The sequence below is a fragment of the Microbacterium sp. genome (assembly GCF_047606685.1).
Taxonomy (GTDB): Bacteria; Actinomycetota; Actinomycetes; order Actinomycetales; family Microbacteriaceae; genus Microbacterium.
Map to the genome: position 1 here is coordinate 1 of NZ_JASGEC010000057.1, position 18,654 is coordinate 18,654.

Below are 18,654 nucleotides of genomic sequence, written 5' to 3' on the forward strand. Positions count from 1 at the left end.
GCGAGCGACGCGGCGGCGGCCGCCGCCCAGCGCGCGGGCTCGCGCAGCGACGCCGCAGCATCCCCCGCGGCCTCGACGAGGCTCGCGTGCGCGACCCCCGGATCCGCACGGACGACCCCGGCGACCACCGCTGCGGCTTTGCCCGCTGCCCGCGCCCGGCCCAGCACATTGCCGACGAGCTTTCCGCGCGAGCTCTGGTCGTCGAACGCGCCCTCGCCCGTGATGACGAGATCGGCCGCCGCGATGCGGTCGTCGAGGCGGCTGAGCTCGGCGACCCGGTCGGCGCCGGACACGATCGCCGCCTGGTAGACCGCGGCGAACCCGTAGGCCGTCCCGCCCGCGGCGCCGCTTCCCGGCGTGCTCGGGTCGGCGCCGAGCACCTCCGCGAGCCGCGCCAGGCCGCGCTCCAGCAACCGGACCTGCGCGGAGGTCGCGCCCTTCTGCGGCGCGAAGACCGCCGCAGCGCCGTGCTCGCCGAGCAGGGGAGACGTGACATCCGTGAGCAGGGTCACGCCGCCCGGGATCGGCGCGATCCCGTCGAGCTCGACCGTGGCGAGCCGGGCCAGGCCGGCGCCGCCTTCCGGGATGTCGCGGCCGGCGCCATCCCGCGCGCGCAGTCCGAGCGCGCGCAGCGCGCCGAGCCCGCCGTCGGTGGAGGCGCTGCCGCCGAGTCCTATCCACACCTCGACAGCCCCGTGGGCGAGGGCGTCGCGGATCGCCTCGCCGAGGCCCCGGGTCGTGGCGCCCATCGCGTCCGGCGCCGCCATCAGCGGCAGGCCACTTGTGCGCGCGAGGTCGAGCACGGCGACCCCGCCCGGCAGCGCGAACCACTCGGCCGGGGTGCTCCTGCCATCCGGTCCCGTCACGGCCGGCACCACCTGCCGCACCGCGCCGGGCGTCGCCGCGGCGACGACGTCGGCCGTGCCCTCGCCGCCGTCGGCGAGCGGGAGCACGTCGACCGGGTCGGCGGGGCGGGCCGACCGCCATCCCGCCGCGATCGCCGCGCCCGCTTCGGCGGCACTGAGCGACCCCTTGAAGGAGTCGACGGCGATGAGCACGCGCACGACCCCATTCTGCCCGCGCGGAACGGCGGCATAACTCCGCCTCGCAGCCGTGGGCGGCCAGCGAGTGGCCCGGAAATCCGGGGCGCGCGCCTTACGCCTTCCTCGCCCAGACTGAGTTACGCGCGATGCGCGGTCGCAACAGCGCGGCGGCCAACGGCTGACCTGCCCCCGTCACGAGCGCACGAGCCGCGCGATCGCGTCGGATGCCTCCTTGAGCTTCGCCTCGGCGTCGGCCCCGCCGTTGCGAGCGGCGTCGAGCACGCAGTGGGTGAGGTGGTCGTCGAGCAGGCCCAGCGCGACGGTCTCGAGCGCCTTCGTGACGGCGGAGACCTGGGTGAGGATGTCGATGCAGTACCGCTCGTCCTCGACCATGCGGCTGAGACCCCGAACCTGGCCCTCGATGCGGGCGAGCCGGTTCGCGTACCCCGCCTTGTCGGTGATGTACCCGTGGTGGGCGTGGCCGTGCTCGGCGATGGTCATGATGCGTCCTCTCGGGCGGGTGCGAATTCAGAAGGGGATGCCGACGCGACGCTCGTGAAGCTTCGCAGCCGCAGGCTGTTGCCGACGACGAACACGCTCGACAGCGCCATCGCCGCGCCGGCGAGCATCGGATTCAGCAGCCCGAGCGCGGCGATCGGGATGGCGGCGATGTTGTACGCGAAGGCCCAGAACAGGTTCGCCTTGATCGTGCCGAGGGTCTTGCGCGACAGGCGGATGGCGTCGACCGCGCCGCGCAGGTCGCCCCGCACGAGCGTGATGTCAGACGCCTCGATCGCGACATCCGCTCCCGTGCCCATCGCGATGCCCAGGTCGGCCTGCGCGAGCGCGGGGGCGTCGTTGACGCCGTCGCCGACCATCGCGACGACCCTGCCGTCGTGCTGCAGCCGCTGGACGACCTCGACCTTTCCAGCAGGCAGCACGCCGGCGATGACCTCGTCGATGCCGACCTCCGCCGCGATCTGGCGCGCGACGGCCTCGTTGTCGCCGGTGAGCAGCACGGGCGTCAGCCCGAGCGCCCGCAGCTCGCGAACGGCCTCGGCGCTCGTCGGCTTGACGGTGTCGGCGACGACCAGGATGCCGCGGGCCGCGCCATCCCACCCGACAGCGACGACCGTCTTGCCTTCGCTCTCGGCCCGCGCCTTCGCCGCGGCGACGTCGGCGCTCAGCCGCTGCGACCAGTCGGCGAGCAGCGACTCGCGGCCGACGAGCACAGCGTGCCCGTCGACGACGCCCTGCACGCCCCGGCCCGCGACGTTCGCGAAGCCCTCGACGGCGGGCAGCGGCCTGACGGCTCCAGTCGCCCCGCGAGCCGCAGGCGAGTCGAAACGCGGCAACCCGCCATCAACACCGGCTCCCCGCGTTTCGACTCCCGCGCCTTCGGCGCGGTCGCTCAACGACCGGTTGGCCTCGGCCGCACCCGCCGCGATCGCCTGCGCGATCGGGTGCTCGGAGGCACTCTCGAGCGCGCCCGCCAGGCGCAGCAGCTCGTCGCGCTCGACTCCGGGCTCGGCGACCACGTCGACGAGCGTCATGGTGCCGGCCGTGACGGTGCCGGTCTTGTCGAGCACGACGGTGTCGACAAGGCGGGTCGACTCGAGCACCTCGGGCCCCTTGATGAGGATGCCCAGCTGCGCACCGCGCCCGGTTCCGACGAGCAAGGCCGTCGGTGTGGCAAGACCCAAGGCGCACGGGCACGCGACCACGAGCACGGCGACGGCGGCGGTGAACGCGGCGGACGCCGGGAAGCCCGCGCCCAGCCACGCGCCGAGCGCGACGACCGCGATCAGGATCGCGATCGGCACGAACACCCCCGAGATCCGGTCGGCCAGCCGCTGCACCTCGGCCTTGCCGGTCTGCGCGTCCTCGACGAGGCGCGCCATCTGCGCGAGCTGCGTGTCGGCGCCGACGCGCGTGGCGCGCACGACGAGGCGGCCCCCCGCGTTGACGGTGGCTCCGGTGACCGGGTCGCCCTCGGCGACCTCGACGGGCGCGGACTCGCCGGTGAGCATCGAGGCATCCACCGCCGACGTGCCCGAGACGACCACGCCGTCGGTCGCGATCTTCTCGCCGGGCCGCACGACGAACTCGTCGCCGACGCGCAGCCGGTCGATCGGGATGGTGGCCTCGACGCCATCCCGCAGCACGGACACATCCTTCGCGCCGAGCTCGAGCAGCGCGCGCAGCGCAGCCCCGGCCCGCCGCTTCGACCGCTTCTCGACGTAGCGGCCCAGGAGGATGAACGTCGTCACGCCCGCGCCGACGTCGAGGTAGATGTTGCCCGCCCCGTCGGACGGCGCGATCGTCAGCTCGAACGGGTGGGTCATGCCGGGCTCGCCCGCCGTGCCGAGGAACAGCGCGTACAGCGACCACAGGAACGCGGCTCCCGTGCCCATCGAGATGAGGGTGTCCATCGTCGCGGCGCCGTGGCGCAGGTTCATCCACGCCGCGCGGTGGAACGGCAGCGCGCCCCACACGATCACCGGCGCGGCGAGCGCCAGCGACGCCCACTGCCAGTACGTGAACTGCAGCGCCGGGACCATCGCCATCGCGATGACCGGCGCCGTGAGCACGGCAGACACGATGAGGCGGGTGCGCAGCGCGGCGAGCTCGGGATCGATGGATGCCTCGGCGGCATCCTCTTTCGGAGCGGGCAGCGCTGCGGTGTAGCCGGTCTTCTCGACCTCGGCGATGAGCAGCTGGGGGTCGTACCCGGCGGGCACGACGACCTTCGCCCTCTCGGTCGCGTAGTTCACCGTCGCCGCGACACCGTCGAGCTTGTTGAGCTTGCGCTCGATGCGATTCGCGCACGAGGCGCACGTCATCCCGCCGATCTCGAGCTCGTAGCTCGGGCCGGGCGTCGTGGATGCTGTCGTGCTCATCGGATTCCTGTCTGGATGTCGCGGATCAACCGTCGTGCGAGCCGTGGCCGTGCCCGTTGTCGCCGTGGTCGCTGTCGTCACCGTGGTCACTGTCGGCGGGCTCGCCGTCGGCGTGGACGGCGTCGAGCACGAACTCGGCGGTGTGCACGGCGCCGTCGACCTGGAAGTCGAGGTAGAGCAGGTAGCGGCCGGCCGTCGGCACGTGCGTCCCGAACGCGATCTCGGGCCCGGCGGTGTCACCGGGCCGCGGGTCGCTGCCCTCCGCGTGCACGTGCAGGTAGGCGAGGTCGCCGTCGCGCAGCGCCACGAGGTGGCCGAACGCGCCGAGGTACGGCTGCAGCGTCGTCACCGGCTCGCCGTCACGGGTCACCGTGATCGTGAGGTCGCTCGTGCCGCCGGCGACCAGCGCGCCGTCGACGGCGACGTCGTAGCCATCCACGTCGTCCGTTCGAGACTCGTGCGTCGCGGGCTCGGGCTGCACGTCTCCGGCCACGTCGACGGCCCGGCTGAGCGTCGCGGCGATGCCGCTGTCGGCCGCCACGAAGTCGGCGTACACACGGTACGTGCCCGCGGCATCCCAGCTCCACGGGATCGACCACGTACCGGTGGTCGCGTCGAGCGTCGGGTGCACGTGGCGGAATCGCGTTCCGTCGGTGCGGACGACGATCAGGTGCAGATCTTTGTCGTGCGCGGTCTCGTACGCGGTGACGGGCTGGCCGGCGGCATCCGCGATCTGGAAGCTCAGCTCGCCGTCTTCGCCCGGCGCCCGCGGCGCGCGCACCGGCGACAGCGTGTATCCCTGCGACGACATCGACACGCCGGGCACGGTGTCGGCCGCGGTGGATGGCTCCGGCGTTTCGCTCATGTCGCTGTGCTCTTCTGCTGTCTGCTCCGACCTGTCGGCGGCCGCCCGGTCGGGGACGACAAGGGCCGAGATGCCGAACGCGGTGGCGAACGCCGCCACGAGTCCGGCTCCGTAGAGGCTCAGTCGTCCCGCCGCGTTCATCAGACGCGGACCGCCGAGTAGCCGGCCTCGTCGACGGCCGCGAGCACGGCCGCGTCGTCGATCGGCTGCGAGCTGGTCACGACGAGCTTGCCCGTCTTCGCGCTGACCTGGATACCGTCGACGCCGGCGATCTCGCTCACTTCCTCGCGCACCGACATCTCGCAGTGCCCGCACGTCATCCCGGTCACCTGGTACTCGTTGACAGTCATGTGCTGCTCCCTCGTTCGATACCCCTGGCAGGTATGTCTGAAGGTTCACAACCGCCTGCCCCGGCGGGGTATTCCAGGGTGCCGGTCGCCGAGCCCGAGGCAAGCGCGTCATAACTCAGCCTGTGCGCACGGCGCCTTCCATCACCGCCGCGGGATTCCGCGGCACACCCGCAACGCGCGATGCAATCAGGCGGAGTTATGCCGGCCCGCGACACGACCTCGGCCCCGCGCCGCGCTACGGTTTCGAGGTGAGCACTGTCGACCCGCTGCCCGACCGCCCCGCACCCGACAACCCGACAGGCAAGCTCGTGCTGCTGCGGCACGGCGAGACCGAGTGGTCGAGAGCCGGCAAGCACACCGGGCTCACCGACATCCCGCTCACCGCTCGCGGCGAGAGCCTGGCGCGCGCGGCCGGGGCGCTGGTGCGCGACTACAATTTCAGCCTCGTGCTCAGCTCGCCGCTGCAGCGCGCCCGTCGCACGGCGGAGCTGGCGGGCCTTGACGCCGAGGTCGACCCGCTGCTGGTGGAGTGGGACTACGGCGGATACGAGGGGCGCACGACGAAGGAGATTCGCGCCGAGCTCGGCTACAACTGGACGGCCTTCACGCACGGGGTGATCCGCGGCGAGACGCCGGGCGAGACCGTCGAGGAGGTGGCGGCGCGGGCGTCGCGGGTGCTCACGCGGGTGCTTCCGGCGCTGGTGGACGGGGATGTCGCGCTCGTCGCGCACGGGCACTACCTGCGCATTCTCACCGCGGTGTTCCTGCGGCTCGCGCCGCGCTTCGGCGCGATGATCACGCTGGACGCCGGCTCGGTCTCGGTGCTCGGCTTCTTCCGCGAGCAGCCCGCGATCCTGGCGTGGAACCACGGGCCCGAGCTGCCCCGAGAGCCGTCGGAGTCGTGAGGCTCAGGAAGGCTGCTGGCGGGGCGTCTTGATCAACGCCCCCGCGACGAGGAACACGACGGCGGCCGCCGGCTGCGCGGCATCCCAGATCGGCCCGCTGAACGCGATGGGAAAGACGGGGTTCCACAGCACGGCGATCGCGAAGAACACCGGCGCCCACCACCAGTGCCGCGCCTGGAGCGCGAACCACGTGACGATGAGGGCGAGGATCGACGTCGCGAAGAACACCACCTGGAACAGGTCGCCGCTCCGCCACAGCGGCGCGGTGAACAGCACCGCCGCCGCGATCAGGCTGGGCGCGAGGGCGTTGCGCTGATACTCCGACGGCTGGCGCTCGGTCGCGCTCACGGGGCGGCCGCCTTCGCGTTGTCGTCGTCGTCACGGAACGCGAGCCCGCGCGCGGCCAGCTCGTCCGTCAGGATGCGCACGGCCTTCGGGCCGACGCCGTGGATGGCGAGCAGGTCTTTCGCGCGCAACTCGGCGAGCTGCGCGTACTGCGTGATGCCGTGCACGCCGAACTCGCGGCGCGCGACCTTGCCCAGCGACGGCGGGAACTCGCTCGGATCATCCATCGCTACCGACGCTACCCGGTCGCGGGCTCGCCCCTGAGCCCGCCCGGCCCCTGAGCTTGTCCGGCCCCTGAGCTTGTCGAAGGGCCCCCGTCGCCCCGCGAGGCCGCCCGCAGCGCGCCCGAGTCGAAACGCGGCGACCCTCGCCCCACCAGCGCCCCACGCCCCGGCGACCACATGAAGGTGGCGCGCTGCGCCGCATCCCATCGCCTGATACGGCACGACGCGCCACCTTCGCCCCTGGGCCTCGCAACGAAGGTGACGCGCGTGGTCGGGTCGGAGTGAGGGATGCGGCGCTTCGCGCCACCTTCGCGCATCCGGTGCAGCCCGGAGTGAGCGGAAGGCCGATCACGGGACAGGCGTCATGGTGATGTCGGACTCGAGCACTGTCCCGCCGATCTCGAGGTAGAGCCGGCGCTCGACCACCGACAGCGTCATCGACGTGCGGCGCTCCAGCAGACCCGCGGCCGCATCGACGAAACCGGGCTCGAAGCTGTGCAGCCGCACCTCGTCGGCCCGGTGGATGCGCTTCCCCACCCGCGCGGCCGCCACCTTGACGGGGTCGCGATGGGTGTAGACGGCGACGCGCTGCGACCGCATGCTTCCCGTGTGGAGGCGGGCGGCAGCGGGCGCGCCCACTTCGATCCAGGCCGTGATCGCGCCCGTGGGATCGCGGACGAGCACGGCGGGCTCGTCCGTCGAGGCGATGCCCTCGGTGAACGCGATGCCGTCGGCGTACTCGAGGCAGTACGCGAGCACGCGCGTCATCATGAAGGGATCCGTCTCGGAGGGATGCCGCGCGACGCGCAGCGACAAGTCTTCGTAGAGCCCCCCGTCGACATCGGCGAGCTGGATGCTGAAGGAGTGGATCGTCGCCCCGGATGCCATGACCCGTGAGCCTACGCGATCCATCGCGAGCGACGAGGCTCGGTGCGACGGGCGCGGACGCGGTGACCGTCACCCTGGGATCCGACATCTTGCGTGGAACCAGCAGCTACCCGAAGCCCTCCGGGAGAAACCTCGCCGCTTGTCGACTCCGCCCGGAAGTCGTGCGGCAGGTGACTCGAAGCATGCCAATCACGTCGTGACGATGGATCCCACGGACTCGGCTTCCGCAACCAGTTCGCGAATTCGCCGCGTCACCGCGAGCGGGAACGTGCCGCCGATTCAGCACACCCTCAACGACATCTGGCGGGATGGCACCGGGCGCGCCATGTCGGCCCCTTCCTTCCTACGAGAAGGCCGCGCCGCCAGTCGTCTGTCCTGCAGCCTGATCAGCCGGATTCTTCAACGTCGTCGCGGGCATGACGACCCCGAGCGCTCGTGTAAGTCGGTTTCGGATGCGACGACGCCGCGTCTCGAAGCTCGTGAGGAAGGCGGTTAACGCCAGGTCCATGTCGTCGAGGTCGTTCTCGCGCAGATAAGATTCGCGGCGCATCTCGGGGAGCGTCTGAATCCACGCCGCGGGGAGCTTGGCAAGCTTCTCCTGGTTCACACGTCCTTCAAGCAGCTGCAGGTTGGGAAGCAGGTTGACCCGCGCGATGTAGGCATCGACCTCGGTGCCCGAGACGCCGGCCTCTTCGAGACGCCGTCGAGTGAACAGTGACTTCGGCCAGACATGGTCCTCGTGGAACTCCTTCGAGAAGTCGAGCCCCGGGTACAGGATGGTCAACGTGGCAAACGTCCCCCGTGCCCCATAGGAGAGGTCTAGTAGTCCGTCGATCTCGGCTTCGTCGAACGTCAGAGCTTTGCCGAGGCCGGCGAATTCTGCGTCGAGCGCCGCCGCTGGGAAGCCCGGGTTGGGCAATTCTCGGTCGATCGCCCCTCGCAACCGTGTCAGCAATGTGTCCGGTCCCGATCCCCAGACGCCTTGCTTCAGGAGCGTCCGCGTGAGCCAGCGGATGATCTCAGCGCGCTCTCCGGCCTTCGCGGTCGAGTCAAGGAACGAATCGGAAGCAGCGCGCTGATGCAGGTAGTATGCGATCGGAATCGCGGCGTTGTTGGCAGTGAGGGACTCGCGCGAGAACCCTGCCAGCTTGAGAAGCTCAACTGTGCGCAGCAAGGTCGCCGAGATCCGTGACCAGTCGTTCTCCACCTTCGTGATGTTCTGGTGCGTGATGGTCTCGACTTTGAACCGAACGTCGGCGCCGACCAACGTCAGGGCGGTCTTGAGTACGAAGTCCTTGTCAAAGTTGAAGCCGTGCGTGTTCAGCTCGGCGGTGAGGTTCCTAACCTCCTCGCGCGCCCCCGGATCTGTCGACCACTGGTTTGTGGCCATCGACAGGAGAAGGTCGGAGTTGGTGAGCTTCTCGCCACCCTGGTTCACCCTGATGAAGATCTCGAGCACCTCGTCAGGGGTGCGCTCCTTCTCGCCGATCAGGTAGTAATTCATCGAGGGTGTTTTCCGTACTGCCGTGAACAGAGCGCCTAACCGCCTGGCGCCTTCACGGATATCGGGAATGCCGCGCTCCGTCACAACGTCGATATACGCCACGGGATCTTCGGTTAGCGTGAACACGTCGCCCACCGGGAACCACCGGTCGATTCGTGGTGAGTCGTCTTCGGTGGCGGCAGGCCGAGCTTCGTCCTCCGTGAGGAACCGCAAGTCGTACTTGAGGCCGAGCTCCTCGTCTGGTGGGCTGTCGACCAGATTGAGATAGAGCCTCTTCTTGGGGTAGGCCTGCGTGTTCGATGACCGGCCGTAGCGTCGTCGGGTGGCGTGACTGCCGTAGAGCCCGATGTTCAGCGCCGTCAGGCGCTGCTGGCCGTCGAGAACCGCCGTTGTACCGGCCCCGGCCGGGACGGTTGCGCGGACCGCGTAGGGCTCATCGCGCTCGTGGAAGTTGGTCAGGAAGTTGTAGAACACATAGTCCTTCGCGGTCTCCGGGTCGACCTTCCAGAAGAGGAACGATCCGACCGGGTAGCCGCGGAGCAGGCTGTCGAAGAGCTTGACGACATCGCCCGTGTCCCACACGAACTCGCGCTGGATGGCGGGGAGCAGATACTCGCGCGCGTGAATCTCGCGCAGGACCTGCTCCACATGTTTGGCGGACTCGAACCCCATTGCACTCCCTCAACGATCGCCGACCCAGCGTATCGAGAGCAGCCGACGGCGCGGATTCCACGCGCGGGATATCGGCGATGTCCCCGCGTCCGAGCGACGCGGGGCTAGGCCAACGGTTGTCACGTCCCTACGCGCGGCACTGACGCCCGCGACGATCTCCTGCGTTCAGTCCAATGACACCGCCGCGCTCATCGACGACCGACCTCCCGACGCCTCATCTCAGCCACCCGACCCTCATGTCCGGCATCCTCGATGCACGGACCGGCGGCGGATACCTCTAGCGCGCGAGCCCTAGCCCGAGCATCACCAAGGATCCCTGGTCAGGGTCCCCCGGCTGAGCAACTTGACTCTGTGCAACACGGACATCCTCAAGCACCTGGACAGCATCGCGCGGGAAGTACTCGCGCAGAAGCTCCTGGAATTCTCGGCCCTGAACCTTATCAGTGCTCATCGGGCGCCTGCCTTCGGATGGGGTGTGCCGCGTGCGTACCAGCCCAAGAGGGATTCAACTCTTGAGCAAAATAATGCTTGCGCTTCAACCATACAAAACCATCACCGCGAGACACCACCGCCACGTCGACAGCCCCGCCTACGGTCTGCGCTTCGTTGATCGACACACGACGCTTCAGCGTGGTGAGGTTGACAAGACTTTCCGCCATCGCGCCCAACTCGTCCTTGGGGAGAAAAGACACGCTTTGGAGCAAGGGTCCCTTGATACTCGCGAGCTCGTACACCGCCATGTGGTCGAGGAACTGATCGACGGCCTGCGAGGACAGGTCCCTGATCGATTGCGCCACGAGCAGTTGGTCGGCGGGGCTCAGTTGCGCAAGACGTGGATCTGCCTCAACCGCAGCGGTGATCCCCTGGGACCGCCACTGATTCCAAAACTCGATCATCTCGCCACGGACCTGATCTTGGATGCCATCAGTAAACGACCTGATCATGTCGCCCTGCGCGAAGGACTTGATCTCACCAGGAACTTGAACGCCGATGTCAGTGCTTGAATCTTCAACGTCGTAGCAGAGCAGACGATCGGCGTACATAGCCTTTGTCCTAAACTCACGAAGCCTCGGATAGTACTCGTCGTCCCCAAATCCGGCCAAGACAACACCGGAGAACTGCCCATCGCTATCGTGTCGCCCGAATGCTCGGTGAAGAAGCCCCACTCGTAGGTTCGCACGAAGGGTGTCGTTCAGCGGCAAGTTCTGGAACACCTCATCGATCCTGTCGTCAAGTTGAGCTCTGAAGTGCGCGCCAAGTGTCCTAACCGAGGGAAGCGTTTCCGGCCATCGCGAGAGGTCATAGGAGGAGCGTGCGAAGTTCCAGTACTCGCGGACGTGACGTGACACTGCGATCCCGACAAGCCGTGCCGTTGGCCGCTTCCCTGCAGCCAGCGCCTGTTGCAGCCCTTGGACGATGTTGGTCCGCACTGAAATCAGGTCGGCTACGACAGTCTGAGCGAATGCTTCGTCCTGCTGCCGCGCCGAGAATAGCTCCGGATGCGTCTTAATGAAGGTACGGAAGTCAGTGACGTAGTCATCGAGCGTGCCCAGCGAAACTCGGCTTCGTTCCTCGCGATATGCCTTGATGATTGTTTCCCATGGGCGGAACGAGAGCTCCGCGGAGTTGTAAATCATAACCCCAACGGGACGGCCCTTTATCAACTCGAAAAGCTTGTTCACACCGTCGTATACTTTCAAACCCGCCGGCGTCGCCACACTGACTGCGCTGTCGGCCGCTAAAGCAACGGCGCCTCGGTTGAGAATCGCGATTTCGGTAGTCACGGCACTCCTTGGGATTCTTGGTGGGGGATCTCTTCTACCCCACACGGCCGACCCGGCAAGTCGAAGTGTCTATCTGGCACCCCGAGAAACTTGTCCGCTAGAAGAACGCAACATGAGAGTCCCTACAACTACCCGAAGTCCCCCGTGGCCATGTCCGTGAAGCGCGAGAAGTGCCCCTGGAACGCCACCGTGATCGTGGCGGTCGGGCCGTTGCGGTGCTTGGCGACGATCAGGTCGGCCTCGCCGGCGCGAGGGTTCTCCTTCTCGTAGGCGGCCTCGCGGTGCAGCAAGATCACCATGTCGGCGTCCTGCTCGAGCGAGCCCGACTCGCGCAGGTCTGACAGGGCGGGCTTCTTGTCGGCGCGCTGCTCGGGGCCGCGGTTGAGCTGCGACAGCGCGACGACCGGCACCTGCAGCTCCTTCGCCAACAGCTTGAGCGCGCGCGAGAACTCCGACACCTCCTGCTGGCGCGACTCGACGCGCTTGCCCGACGTCATGAGCTGCATGTAGTCGATCACGACCATCTTCAGGCCCGCGCGCTGCTTGAGCCGCCGGCACTTCGCGCGGATCTCGACGAGCGTCATGTTCGGGCTGTCGTCGATGTACAACGGGGCGCCGTTGATGCGGCCGCGGGTCGCAGCGATCGTGGTCCAGTCGCGGTTGTCGAGCGTGCCCTTGCGCATCGCCTGCAGCGGCACGGCCGCCTCGGCGCTCATGAGGCGCATCGCGATCTCGCTGCGGCCCATCTCGAGCGAGAAGAAGATCGTCGGCATGCCCTTGTCGATCGCCGCCGAGCGCGCGAAGTCGAGCGCCAGCGTCGACTTTCCGAGCGCGGGCCGCGCGGCGATGATGACGAGTTGCCCCGCGTGCAGGCCGTTGGTCAGCTCGTCCATCTCGGCGAACCCGGTCGGCACACCCGTGAGCGCCCCGCCATTGCCGCCGGCGGCGTTCATCTCATCCTCGGCGGCGGCGAGAGCCGTGTCCAGCGGCACGTAGTCCTCGGCGCTCTGCGAGCCGGTGACCTGGTAGATCTCCGCCTGCGCCGTGTTGACGAGGTCGACGGCATCGCCCTGCGCCGCGTAGCCCATCTGCACGATGCGGGTGCCGGCATCCACCAACCGCCGCAGCACCGCCTTCTCGGCGACGATCGACGCGTAGTAGCCCGCGTTGGCCGCGGTCGGGACGATGGATGTCAGCGTGTGCAGATAGTCCACGCCGCCGGCGCGCTGCAGCTCGCCGGTCTTGATGAGCTCGTCGGTGACCGCCACGACGTCGGTCGGCTCGCCGTGCGAGTACAGCGACAGGATCGCCTCGTAGATCACCTCGTGCTTGGGCACATAGAAATCGCCGCCGCGCAGCGTGTCGGTGACGTCGGCCACGGCGTCGGTCGAGAGCAGCATTCCGCCGAGCGCGCTCTGCTCGGCGAGCAGGTCGTGCGGGGGCGTCCGCTCGGACGCGCGCCCCTCGACGGGCCCGCCCAGCCGCTCCTCCGAGATGTCCGCGATCGACAACCCAACTCCTCACCGCGTGCGCGCACGCCCTTCGAACTCCAGGACGCTTGCCCTTGCCGCGCCCTCGGGGGAAGTCCATCACCGACATCCGACATCGGACGCCTCGGCGGGCCGTTTCGCGGCCGCCACCCCCGGGACCGTGACCACGCTAGAAGCGGGCCGGAACCCCCCGCAAATGGCCTTGTGGATAACTGTGTGGAGATTCTGCGCGACACGCCGCATGTACTGTGCAGAACCGCTGTGGACAACCTGGCCAAAACGCCTCTGTAAGAGAATTTTTTAAGCCTCTGACCTGGTAAAACACGAATCAGAGCCTGTGGAAGGAGAAGCGCTTGAAGTCTGTGTTGAAGGTTGCGTCGGGAGCATGTCGGTTGTGCACAAACACGGGATGCCGCGGGCACAATTCGCCCGCGGCATCCCGTGTGAGACCGTCGAGAAACCCGGTAGTCCGGGCCTTCATCCGGCCTTAGTCCGTGCTACTTGGCAGCGACCACCTGGAGGGTGATCACGGCGGTGAGGTCGTCGCGCAAACGCACCGTCGCCTCGTGGTCGCCGGTCGCCTTGATCGGCGACGTGATGTGGATCTTGCGCTTGTCGAGCTCGCCGAGGCCGGCGGCCTTGACGGCATCCGCCACATCGCCGGTCTTGACCGAGCCGAACAGGCGGCCGCCCTGGCCGGCCTTGACCTGCAGGCGCACCTTGTTGGTCTCCAGCGCGTCCTTCAGCGCCACGGCCTCCTCGTGGTCGTGGATCGCGCGGGCGTCGCGGGCCGCGCGAATCGACGCGACCTGCTTCTCGCCGCCGCGGGTCCATGCCACGGCGTACCCCTGGGGGATGAGGTAGTTGCGGGCGTACCCGTTCTTGACCTCGACCACGTCGCCGGCGCTACCGAGCCCGGCGACCTCGTTCGTGAGAATCAGCTTTGCCATGCTCGTGCCCCTCAGCGTCCGGCACCGGCGTACGGCAGGAGCGCCATCTCGCGGGCGTTCTTGATCGCACGGGCGATGAGGCGCTGCTCCTGCACGGAGACGCCGGTGATCCGACGGGCGCGGATCTTGCCGCGCTCCGAGATGAACTTGCGAAGCGTGGCGACGTCCTTGTAGTCAATGACGCCCACGCGGATCGCCTTCGCGGGAGCGGCGTTCTTCGCGCCCTTCCGCGGCTTGCGGCGGTCGCCGCTCGACTTTCCAGCCATGGTTTTCCTTACGTGTGTGAAGTGGATGACGGTGGTCGCTGGCCCTTCGACAAGCTCAGGGGCCGTTCCGACCAGACCTTAGAACGGGGTGTCGTCGCTGTAGGCGCCCGGGGCGCTCCACGCGTCGGCTCCGCCGGCGCTGTTGCCGCCCGCGTTCGAGCCGGGGGTCGACCACGGCTCGTCGGCGACCTGCTGGCGGGGCTGCCCGCCACCGGACGCGGCGCGCGTGACCTGGGCGGTCGCGTAACGCAGCGACGGGCCGATCTCGTCGACCTCGAGCTCGATCGAGGTGCGGTTGTTGCCCTCGCGGTCCTGGTAGTTGCGCTGCTTCAGGCGGCCGGTCGCGATGACCCGCATGCCCTTGGTGAGCGACCCGGCCACGTGCTCGGCGAAATCGCGCCACACGCTCGCGCGGAGGAACAGCGCGTCGCCGTCCTTCCACTCGTTCGCCTGGCGGTCGAAGGTGCGCGGCGTCGACGCGATCGTGAAGTTCGCGACGGGCAGCCCGTTCTGCGTGTAGCGCAGCTCGGGGTCGGCCGTGAGGTTGCCCACGACGGTGATGATGGTCTCGCCGGCCATGGCTACGCCTTCGCGGGCTGCGCGGCCTTGGCAGGACGCGCAGCCTTCTCGGCGGCGCGCTGGGCCTCGGCGGCGACCTGGGCGATGGCCTCCTCGGCGCGCAGGACCTTGGTGCGCATGACCGACTCGCTCAGCTTCAGCTGACGGTCGAGCTCTTGCGTGGCCTCGCTCGTGGCGGTGAAGTTCACGACGGCGTAGATGCCCTCGCTCTTCTTCTGGATCTCGTACGCCAGGCGGCGACGGCCCCAGATGTCGACGTTGTCGATCGTGCCCCCATCGTTGGTGATGACCTTGAGGAACTTGTCAAGGTTCGGGGCGACCGTGCGCTCGTCGATCTCGGGGTTGAGAATGACCATGAGCTCGTACTGGTGCGTGTGCGTCACTTACCCACCTCCTTCGGACTTGAACGGCTGCCGGGCGTTTCCCGGCAGCAGGAGGGTGTGTTGCACGTGCCCGCGCTCGCGCGGACAGCCCTCCCATGCTACCCGATGCGCGGGGTCGGTCTCGTCTCTGCGTTTCGTGTCCGCGTTTCGTCTCTGCGTTTCGTCTCGCTTCGCTCGCTCAACGACCGGGCTCACCCAGCAGGCGCAGCACCCAGTCGCGGTCGGCGTCGGGGGCCGGCGGGGCGTGCCGGTACGTGGGCGGCGTGGCTGAGAAGGCGACGGGATGCCGCACGCCCGGCATCCCGCCCGACTCGACGACGGGCTCGAGCCCCAGCGCGTCCGCCCGCGCGAACGCCTCGCCGATGTCGAGGATCGGCGCGCACGGCACGCCGGCCGGCGCCAGCGCGTCGTGCCACTCGGCGGCCGTGCGCGCCGCGAGCGCCGCCTCCAGCAGCGGGCGCAGCGCGTCTCGGTGGACGGCGCGCTCGCGCGCCGTGGCGAACCTCTCATCGGCGGCGAGCCGCGGCATCCCGAGCCCCTCGCACAGCCGGCGGAACTGGGCGTCGTTGCCGATCGCGACCACGAGGTCTTTGTCGGCGGTCGGGAACGGCCCGTACGGGAAGATGCTCGGGTGCTCGTTGCCGAGCCGGCCCGGCACGACGCCGCCGATCGCGTGCGCGCCGGACTGGTTCACGAGCGCCGACAGCGCCGATGACAGCAGGTTGGCCTCCACGTGCTGGCCCGCGCCGGTCGCGTCGCTGTGGCGCAGCGCGGCGAGCGCGGCAAGGCCCGCGTGCAGCCCCGTGACGACGTCGACGATCGCAACACCCGCCTTCGTCGGCGGCCTGGCGGGGTCGCCCGTGACGCTCATGAGCCCCGACAGAGCCTGGGCGAGCACGTCGTACCCGGGAAGGTCGGAGGCGGGGCCGAACCCGGTGATCGACACGTACACCGTGGCGGGGTTGGCGGCGCGCACCGCGCCGTAGTCGAGGCCGAAGCGCGCGAGGCCGCCGGGGCGGAAGTTCTCCACGACCACGTCGGCGCGGGCGGCGAGCCGGCGGGCGACGGCCAGGTCGGCCGGGTCGGCGAAGTCGAGCGTGATCGCCCGCTTGTTGCGGCCGACCGACAGGTAGTAGGTGGAGACGCCGTCACGGGCCGGCGGCATCCACTCGCGGGTCTCGTCGCCGGCCGGCCCCTCGACCTTCACCACCGTCGCGCCGAGGTCGGCGAGCAGCATCGTGCAGTACGGGCCGGCGAGCACGCGCGAGAAGTCCGCGACGAGGACGCCGTCAAGCGGGCCGCGAGACGCGCCGTCGCCGCTGTCTTTGGTCGCCATTTCGTCCTCCTTCTCCGCCTCCATCCTGCCGGTGCGCGGCGACTGGCCTGCAGAACTCCTCCGATCCGGCACCCGCGCCACGGCACAGCGCCCTGCGCGGCTCGTGCGCGACGAATCGACGGAGTTCTGCAGGCCAACCCGGCTAGCGTGGAGCGATGGAGTGGACGGCGGACGTCGCCGCGGGCGACTGGCTCCGCGAGCGGCTCGACGACGGAGCGGCGTGCGGCCGCACAATGCACGGCGTCGTGCCGCGCGGCTTCGCGGCGTATGCACGCGTCTTCCACCGCCCGTCGGTGACGACCCTCGCCGGCGGCGCTGTGCCGCCGGCAGACGAGTGGGTGCGGTTGCCTGCGTCGACCCAGCAGGAGCTGGTCGAGCGGATGTCGACCGAGCCCACGACGTGGGCCGACACTGCCCGCGTGTTCGGCACGACGCTGCACCCGCAGGCGCAGTGGAACCGCGTCGTGCGCGGGGAGAGCGACGAGCCGAACACCTGGCAGCAGGCGGTCGCGGTCGACGGTCGCGAGTACCGCGCGCCCGTCGAGGGAGAGCTCGACCCCGAGGCGCTCGCCGCGGTCGCCGAGCACCTCGTCGCGCACACCGCCACCCCCGACGACGGGCACATCGCCGTGTGGGAGGGGTGGGGCGGACTGCTCGGCTTCCTCGGCGAGGCGCCGTCACGCATGTGGCTCTCGTGGCCTGCCGGGGGAGAGGAGGATGCCGCGGTGCTCGACCGGCACAACGCGATGCTCGGCCGGTCGGTGCCCGACCGGTTCAACAACGTCTTCCGCAAACCCACGTGGCAGCCCGGCATCCTCTCCGACGAGATCTCCCGCGGCCCGCGGCTCGAGCTGCCCGGTCGCGATCACGTGCTGTTTCGCGGCGGCGTGCGCGAGCTCGCCCGGCCGGACTGGGTGCTGCACGTGCCGTGGCGCGACGTGCCGGGCGAGGAGCACGGCTTCCCGCCGGAGGCGCGGTCGCCGAGCCTCGTCTGGCCCGACGACCGCGCGTGGGTGCTCGTGACCGAGGTCGACCACGACTCGACTATCGTGGGCGGCAGCCTCGAGCTTGTCGCGGCGCTGTGCGCCGACCCACGGATCGAGGCGATGCCGGTGCCCGAGGGCGCCGACCTGTCGTGGGAAGGAGACACGGTCAACCGATGAGCACTCCGCGCACCGTCCCGTTCGACCCTCGGCCGCTGGTGGAGCCGGTCGACCCGGCGGCCGCCCGCGCCTTCACCCGCGAGCTCCGCGCCACCGGCCAGATGCCGTCCAGCGGCGGGAATGTCATCGGCGCCGTGCTGCTCGGCGTGTTCGGGCTCTTCTTCGTGAGCATCTTCCTCACGGTCGGGGGCGGGTTCATCTCGATGTTCGTGTCGCAGCTCGGCCGGCCGCTGTCGTGGGCCCTGCTGCCGATGATGCTGATGGCGGTGCTCATCTGCGGCGGGGTCGTCGTCGTCATCGTGTTCCTCATTCGAAACATCGGCGTGACGCATGTGCGCCGCTACCGCCTGCACCGCTTTGCGCGAGCGAACGGGATGTCGTACCTCCCGGTGCTCGACAACCCGCCGCTGCCCGGCATGATCTTCTCCGTGGGCAGCAGCCGCACGTCAGCCGACCTCGTGCGCGGCGAGCACCCCCGCTTCGTCGAGTTCGCGAACTACTCGTTCGAGACGGGGTCGGGGAAGGAGACGACCACGCACCGCTGGGGCTACGTCGCGGTCAAGCTCAACACCCCGCTGCCGCACATCGTGCTCGACGCCTTGAGCAACAACGGCCTGTTCGGCGCCTCGAACCTGCCCGCGTCGTTCGACAAGGGCCAGCGCCTGAGCCTCGAGGGCGACTTCGACCGCTATTTCGCGCTGTACTGTCCGCGTGGTTACGAGCGCGACGCGCTGTACCTGTTCACGCCCGACATCATGGCGCGCTTCATCGACAACGCCGCCGCGCTCGACGTCGAGATCGTCGACGACTGGCTGTTCCTCTACGCCCAGCGCAACTTCGCCACGCTCGACCCCGCGACGTGGGCGTGGCTGTTCTCGGTCGTCGGCGCGCTGCTCGACAAGCTCGCGCAGTGGGAGCGCTGGCGGGACGAGCGGATGCGGCCGGCGATGGATGCGGCCGCGCCCGCCGCCGGGGCCGCCGCCGCCGCGGCCGAGCTTCCGTTCGCC

General features: G+C 69.4%; 19 protein-coding genes. 3 read left to right on the top strand and 16 right to left on the bottom strand.

The window, feature by feature from the left end; translation table 11 throughout:
* The 5 genes from QM611_RS06480 to QM611_RS06500 all read right to left on the bottom strand — a co-directional run.
* Positions 1-1,064: glycerate kinase (locus QM611_RS06480; RefSeq protein WP_415079092.1), on the bottom strand; the 1,064-nt coding region annotated here is incomplete at its 3' end.
* A 171-nt stretch (positions 1,065-1,235) separates the two neighbouring features.
* Positions 1,236-1,544, bottom strand: coding sequence for a metal-sensitive transcriptional regulator (locus tag QM611_RS06485; RefSeq protein WP_415079093.1), 309 nt, complete (start codon positions 1,542-1,544; stop codon positions 1,236-1,238).
* Positions 1,541-3,943 carry a heavy metal translocating P-type ATPase gene (locus tag QM611_RS06490; protein WP_415079094.1) on the bottom strand — a complete coding sequence of 801 codons (2,403 nt, stop codon included), beginning with the start codon at positions 3,941-3,943 and terminating at the stop codon, positions 1,541-1,543. The genes QM611_RS06485 and QM611_RS06490 overlap by 4 nt, the downstream gene beginning before the upstream one ends.
* Before the next feature lie 25 nt (positions 3,944-3,968).
* On the bottom strand, positions 3,969-4,949 hold the full coding sequence (locus QM611_RS06495) for a heavy-metal-associated domain-containing protein (RefSeq protein WP_415079095.1): 981 nt from the start codon (positions 4,947-4,949) through the stop codon (positions 3,969-3,971).
* On the bottom strand, positions 4,949-5,158 hold the full coding sequence (locus tag QM611_RS06500; RefSeq protein ID WP_415079096.1) for a heavy-metal-associated domain-containing protein: 210 nt from the start codon (positions 5,156-5,158) through the stop codon (positions 4,949-4,951). The genes QM611_RS06495 and QM611_RS06500 overlap by 1 nt, the downstream gene beginning before the upstream one ends.
* 248 nt (positions 5,159-5,406) lie before the next feature.
* On the opposite strand from QM611_RS06500, the gene QM611_RS06505 reads away from it, so the two are divergent.
* Positions 5,407-6,063 carry a histidine phosphatase family protein gene (locus QM611_RS06505; RefSeq protein WP_415079097.1) on the top strand — a complete coding sequence of 219 codons (657 nt, stop codon included), beginning with the start codon at positions 5,407-5,409 and terminating at the stop codon, positions 6,061-6,063.
* Positions 6,064-6,066: 3 nt separating this feature from the next.
* Here the strand turns inward: QM611_RS06505 and QM611_RS06510 are convergent, their stop codons facing one another.
* The 11 genes from QM611_RS06510 to QM611_RS06560 all read right to left on the bottom strand — a co-directional run bounded on the left by QM611_RS06510 (position 6,067) and on the right by QM611_RS06560 (position 16,484).
* Entirely contained in the window at positions 6,067-6,411 is a 345-nt protein-coding gene (locus QM611_RS06510) for a DUF6804 family protein (RefSeq protein ID WP_415079098.1), read from the bottom strand.
* Positions 6,408-6,635, bottom strand: a complete 228-nt coding sequence (locus tag QM611_RS06515) for a hypothetical protein (RefSeq protein ID WP_415079099.1) — start codon at positions 6,633-6,635, stop codon at positions 6,408-6,410. The genes QM611_RS06510 and QM611_RS06515 overlap by 4 nt, the downstream gene beginning before the upstream one ends.
* A 345-nt stretch (positions 6,636-6,980) precedes the next feature.
* A complete protein-coding gene (locus QM611_RS06520; RefSeq protein WP_415079100.1) occupies positions 6,981-7,520 on the bottom strand; it encodes a YaeQ family protein in 540 nt (179 codons plus the stop codon).
* Positions 7,521-7,863: 343 nt separating this feature from the next.
* On the bottom strand, positions 7,864-9,696 hold the full coding sequence (locus tag QM611_RS06525) for a DUF262 domain-containing protein (protein ID WP_415079101.1): 1,833 nt from the start codon (positions 9,694-9,696) through the stop codon (positions 7,864-7,866).
* A 440-nt stretch (positions 9,697-10,136) separates the two neighbouring features.
* Complete coding sequence (locus QM611_RS06530) at positions 10,137-11,480, bottom strand: hypothetical protein (protein WP_415079102.1); 1,344 nt, start codon at positions 11,478-11,480, stop codon at positions 10,137-10,139.
* A gap of 128 nt (positions 11,481-11,608) precedes the next feature.
* Positions 11,609-12,991 carry a replicative DNA helicase gene (gene dnaB / locus QM611_RS06535; protein WP_415079103.1) on the bottom strand — a complete coding sequence of 461 codons (1,383 nt, stop codon included), beginning with the start codon at positions 12,989-12,991 and terminating at the stop codon, positions 11,609-11,611.
* A gap of 476 nt (positions 12,992-13,467) precedes the next feature.
* Complete coding sequence (gene rplI / locus QM611_RS06540; RefSeq protein WP_415079104.1) at positions 13,468-13,920, bottom strand: 50S ribosomal protein L9; 453 nt, start codon at positions 13,918-13,920, stop codon at positions 13,468-13,470.
* 11 nt (positions 13,921-13,931) lie between these two features.
* Positions 13,932-14,186, bottom strand: a complete 255-nt coding sequence (gene rpsR / locus QM611_RS06545; protein ID WP_137418536.1) for a 30S ribosomal protein S18 — start codon at positions 14,184-14,186, stop codon at positions 13,932-13,934.
* Between the two features lie 78 nt (positions 14,187-14,264).
* Positions 14,265-14,765 (bottom strand): single-stranded DNA-binding protein, encoded by a 501-nt coding sequence (locus QM611_RS06550; protein WP_415079105.1) that lies wholly within the window; start codon positions 14,763-14,765, stop codon positions 14,265-14,267.
* Between the two features lie 2 nt (positions 14,766-14,767).
* On the bottom strand, positions 14,768-15,121 hold the full coding sequence (gene rpsF / locus QM611_RS06555; RefSeq protein ID WP_415079109.1) for a 30S ribosomal protein S6: 354 nt from the start codon (positions 15,119-15,121) through the stop codon (positions 14,768-14,770).
* A 205-nt stretch (positions 15,122-15,326) separates the two neighbouring features.
* Positions 15,327-16,484, bottom strand: a complete 1,158-nt coding sequence (locus tag QM611_RS06560; RefSeq protein ID WP_415079106.1) for a CaiB/BaiF CoA transferase family protein — start codon at positions 16,482-16,484, stop codon at positions 15,327-15,329.
* Between the two features lie 155 nt (positions 16,485-16,639).
* Between QM611_RS06560 and QM611_RS06565 the strand changes: the two genes are divergently transcribed.
* Together QM611_RS06565 and QM611_RS06570 are read left to right on the top strand one after the other, a co-directional pair.
* On the top strand, positions 16,640-17,647 hold the full coding sequence (locus tag QM611_RS06565; protein ID WP_415079107.1) for a hypothetical protein: 1,008 nt from the start codon (positions 16,640-16,642) through the stop codon (positions 17,645-17,647).
* Positions 17,644-18,654 (top strand): hypothetical protein (locus tag QM611_RS06570; RefSeq protein ID WP_415079108.1); only part of this gene is annotated, 1,011 nt, incomplete at its 3' end. The genes QM611_RS06565 and QM611_RS06570, both read left to right, overlap by 4 nt.